General features: G+C 74.0%; 4 protein-coding genes and 1 tRNA gene. 3 read left to right on the forward strand and 2 right to left on the reverse strand.

Features of this window, described 5'->3' with window-relative positions; all coding sequences use genetic code 11:
• Nucleotides 1-41: 41 nt before the first annotated feature.
• Entirely contained in the window at nt 42-1,046 is a 1,005-nt protein-coding gene (locus tag HH311_RS30685) for an NAD(P)H-quinone oxidoreductase (protein ID WP_169187531.1), read from the reverse strand.
• Between the two features lie 91 nt (nt 1,047-1,137).
• Here HH311_RS30685 and HH311_RS30690 point away from each other — a divergent pair, with 91 nt between their 5' ends.
• Both HH311_RS30690 and HH311_RS30695 read left to right on the forward strand, forming a co-directional pair.
• Nucleotides 1,138-1,605 carry a MarR family winged helix-turn-helix transcriptional regulator gene (locus HH311_RS30690; RefSeq protein WP_169187532.1) on the forward strand — a complete coding sequence of 156 codons (468 nt, stop codon included), beginning with the start codon at nt 1,138-1,140 and terminating at the stop codon, nt 1,603-1,605.
• A 53-nt stretch (nt 1,606-1,658) separates the two neighbouring features.
• Nucleotides 1,659-1,743, forward strand: a tRNA-Ser gene (locus tag HH311_RS30695).
• Nucleotides 1,744-1,757: 14 nt separating this feature from the next.
• Here HH311_RS30695 and HH311_RS30700 read toward each other — a convergent pair.
• A complete protein-coding gene (locus HH311_RS30700; protein WP_169187533.1) occupies nt 1,758-2,267 on the reverse strand; it encodes a putative immunity protein in 510 nt (169 codons plus the stop codon).
• 67 nt (nt 2,268-2,334) lie between these two features.
• Here HH311_RS30700 and HH311_RS30705 point away from each other — a divergent pair, with 67 nt between their 5' ends.
• Entirely contained in the window at nt 2,335-3,621 is a 1,287-nt protein-coding gene (locus HH311_RS30705) for a DUF222 domain-containing protein (RefSeq protein ID WP_169187534.1), read from the forward strand.
• The last annotated feature ends 181 nt before the right edge of the window (nt 3,622-3,802 follow it).

The following is a 3,802-nucleotide window of genomic DNA, read 5'->3' on the forward strand; positions in this document are numbered from 1 at the left end:
TCGGTATAGCGACACTTTCTGCTCACGGGGCCGGAGGCCACCTACAGGACGTCGGCCTCCTCGCGCACCACGAGCAGCAGCTTCCCGACGACGCCGCCGGCATCCATCAGCTCGTGCGCCCGCGCGGCCTCCTGCACCGGGATGCGCTCGTGGATCACCGGCCGCACCCGGCCCGACTCCACGAGCGGCCACAGGTCGGTGCGCACCGCGGCCACGATGGCGCCCTTGCCGTGCGGCCCGCCCACCTCCCGGGCCCGCAGCGACGTGGCGCCGACCGACAGCCGGCGCATCAGCAGCTTCGCGAGGTTGAGCTCGGCCTTCGCGCCGCCCATCAGTCCGATGATCGTCATGCGGCCGTCGGGCGCGAGGGAGTCGAGGTTGGCGTCGAGGTTCTTGGCGCCGATGTGGTCGAGGATCAGGTCCGCGCCGTGTCCGTCGGTCGCGCCCTTCACCTCCTCGACGAGGTCGCCGTGGTAGTCGATCGCGTGGTCGGCGCCGAGGTCGCGGCAGATCCGCAGGCGGTCCTCGTGCCCGGCCGTCGCCAGCACCGTCGCCCCCAGCGCCTTCCCGACCTGGATCGCGTGGGTCCCGATCCCCCCGCTGGCGCCGTGCACGAGGAACGTCTGCCCGGAGCGCAGCCCGCCGAGCAGGACCACGTTCGACCAGACGGTGCAGGCGACCTCCGGCAGCGCGCCCGCGTCGGTGAGCGAAACGCCGTCGGGGATCGGCAGCAGCTGCGGCGCCGGCACCGCGACCTTCTGGGCGTAGCCGCCGCCCGCGAGGAGCGCGCACGCCAGGTCGCCGACGTTCCAGCCGCTGACACCCGGACCCACCGCGCTGACCCGACCGGAGCACTCCAGGCCCGGCAGCTCCGGGGCGCCCGGCGGAGGCGGGTAGTTCCCCTGGCGCTGCATGACGTCGGCCCGGTTCACCCCGGCGGCCACGACGTCGAGGACGACCTCCCCGGAGCCGGGCTCCGGGTCGGGCTGCTCGGTCCACTCGAGGACCTCGGGTCCGCCGGGCTCGCGGATGGAGATGCCGTACACGACGGCGGACGGTAGCGGCGCGCCCACGACGGCGCGCGATGGCCGGACCCGTTCCGCCACCGACCTGCGGATCCGTGGATAACATGGAGGGATGTCCGGTACCCAGGAGGAGCCCCGCTGGCTCGACGCGGAGGAGTGGCGCGCCTGGCGCAACTACATCGCCGGGCAGGCCCTGCTCCTCGGTCGGCTCGGCCGGGAGCTCCAGGACACCCACCAGTTGGCCTTCGCGGACTACGAAATCCTCGTCCGTCTGTCCGAGAAGCCCGACCACCGCCAGCGGATGACGTCGCTCGCCGAGGAGGTCGTGGCCTCCAAGTCGCGGCTGTCCCACCAGGTCGCCCGTCTGGAGGCCGAGGGGCTCGTACGGCGGGAGGTGTGCGACTCCGACGGTCGCGGCGTCTTCGCCGTGCTCACCGACGACGGGTTCGCCCGCCTGGAGGCCGCGGCGCCCGACCACCTGCACGGCGTCCGGGAGCACTTCGTCGACCTGCTCGACGACGACGAGCGCCGGGTGATCGGCGACGTCTTCGAGCGGATCGTGGCCAAGCTGCGCCCCTGAGCCCCCGCCCCGGGTGGCGACGACGACCGGGGTCGTTGCCTACGCTGACCGGCGGAAGCGTGGCAGAGCGGCCGATTGCACCCGCCTTGAAAGCGGACGTACCGAGAGGTACCGGGGGTTCGAATCCCCCCGCTTCCGCACCCACGCCGGACTCACGCGCGGAGGAGCTCGTCGAACTCCCGCATGAGGTCGCCGATGCGCCCGCCCCCCGCAGGCGCGGCCGGGAGGCGGCGCAGCATCCCGACGACGGCGGGCGGTGCCGGTCGGCCCGGCCACCTCGGGGTTCCCGTCGACAGCTCGACCGCCCGCGCCGCGTGCGCGGCCGCGCCGAGGACGTGCCGGACCTGGTGGGCGCTCGCCACCGGGTGGAGGAAGGCGGCGCCTGCCGCATGGCTCGCGGCGTGGGCTGCGTCGGCCGCAGTTGGTGTCGTCGTCTCCCGCGCGGCGTGGAACGCCGCCCACCCGGCCCGGCGGAGTGCGCTCGTCCGGCGGGCTCCTGCGGAGAAGGCGTCCGCAGCGTCGATGGCCTCGCGCGGGCGAGTGTCCTCGGGATGGCTTTCCTCGAACAGCTCGAGCACCCCGTGGGCGCAGGCGGCGGCCCAACCGGTGATCGCGCGCAGCTCGTCGTCGCGCAGCTCGATGGGCGCGGGCCGGGGCGGCACGAAGCGATTCTGGCAGGGAGCCGCTACACCGAACCTGGATGTCGGTGGGTCGTGCGAGAGTTCGCACATGAGTTCGAACGAGGCAGTGGGTGATGTGGTCAGCGCCGAGCTGGCCGCGCTGCTCGCGCGCCTCGGTGAGCTCGCCGAGGGCGTCGATGCGGTGCCGGACGCGGTACGGGTCGACCGGATCGCGCTGCTGGAACAGACCCGGGCGGCGCTGGCCGCTGCGCAGCACACCGAGATGGTCGCCTTCGCCGGTTCCCAGGTCGCCGCGCACGAGGCCGAGATCGCCGCGGGCCGGCTGGACCCGCGCAAGCTCGGCACCGGCATCGCCGATCAGATCGCGCTGGCCGCGCACGTGTCGCCGTGGCAGGGCTCGCGGCGCCTCACGATCGCGCGCGCCCTGGCCGCCGACCTCCCTAACGTGCGTGGGCTGCTGGCGGCGGGGCGGATCAGCGAGCGGCTGGCCGAGACCGTCGTCGCCCAGACCTCCCACCTGGACGCGGCGGCGCGGCGCGCGGTGGACAAGGAACTCGGAGACGCTCGCCTCGACGAGCTGGGGTTCCGGCGGGCCGAAGCGACGGTGAAGAAGACCGCCTACGAGACCGACCCCGCCGGCTACACCCAGCGCGGCCGCACCGTCCGCAAGGACCGGCGGGTCACGGTGCGCCCCGCCCCGGACACCATGAGCGTCCTCTCGGCGCTGCTGCCAGTCGAACAAGGTGTGGCCTGCCTGGCCGCGCTGCGCCGCCACGCCGACTCGTTGATCGCCACCGGCGACACCGGCGGTCGCAGCCGCGACCAGATCCTCGCCGACACCCTCGTCGAACGGCTCACCGGACAAGCCCACGCCGAGGACGTGGATGTCGAGGTCGGGATCGTGCTGCCCCTCGACGCGCTGACCGACCCCGACAGCGCCGCCACCGGCGAGCTGGTCGGCCACGGCCCCCTGCCCGCCGGGATCGTGCGCGACCTGCTCGCCAGCACTCGCGGGAAAAGGTGGTGGCGGCGGTTGTTCGCCCACCCCGGCCACGGCGGCCTGCTCGGCGGTGACCCGCAGAAGCGGCGCTTCGACGGGTTCCTCGCCCGGCTGATCGACCTCCGCGACCACGGCCGCTGCCGCGACCCCTACTGCGACGCGGCGATCAGGCACCACGACCACATCGTCCAGTCCCGCGCCGGCGGCCCCGCCAGCCTCGCCAACGGCCGCGGGGTCTGCGCCCGCGGCAACTACACCCGCGAAATGCCCGACTGGACCGTCGAGACCGTCCACGACGGGCACGGCGAGCACCCCCACACCGTGCGCACCACCACCCCGACCGGCCACACCTACACCAGCCGCGCCGGACCCTGACCGGCCGCGGTCGAACGGCCGTGATGACGAATCCGACCGATCCCACCCAGGTCCAGGGAGCTGACGGTCCCACGCGCCGATTCGACGGGCGGCGCTGCTCGAGCGCGGTCGGAAGCGGGGGTTGTCCCTACCCGAGGTGTAGGGAACGCGCCGCGGGGTCGGGGGGTCTGCTCGATCGAAT

It is taken from the genome of Actinomycetospora sp. TBRC 11914, assembly GCF_012933465.1.
Lineage (GTDB): Bacteria > Actinomycetota > Actinomycetes > Mycobacteriales > Pseudonocardiaceae > Actinomycetospora.

What these genes read in the sequence shown, in the direction of transcription:
- HH311_RS30690 (WP_169187532.1), top strand. Translation starts at nt 1,138, where the DNA reads ATGTCCGGTACCCAGGAGGAGCCCCGCTGGCTCGACGCGGAGGAGTGG.
- HH311_RS30705 (WP_169187534.1), top strand. Translation starts at nt 2,335, where the DNA reads ATGAGTTCGAACGAGGCAGTGGGTGATGTGGTCAGCGCCGAGCTGGCC.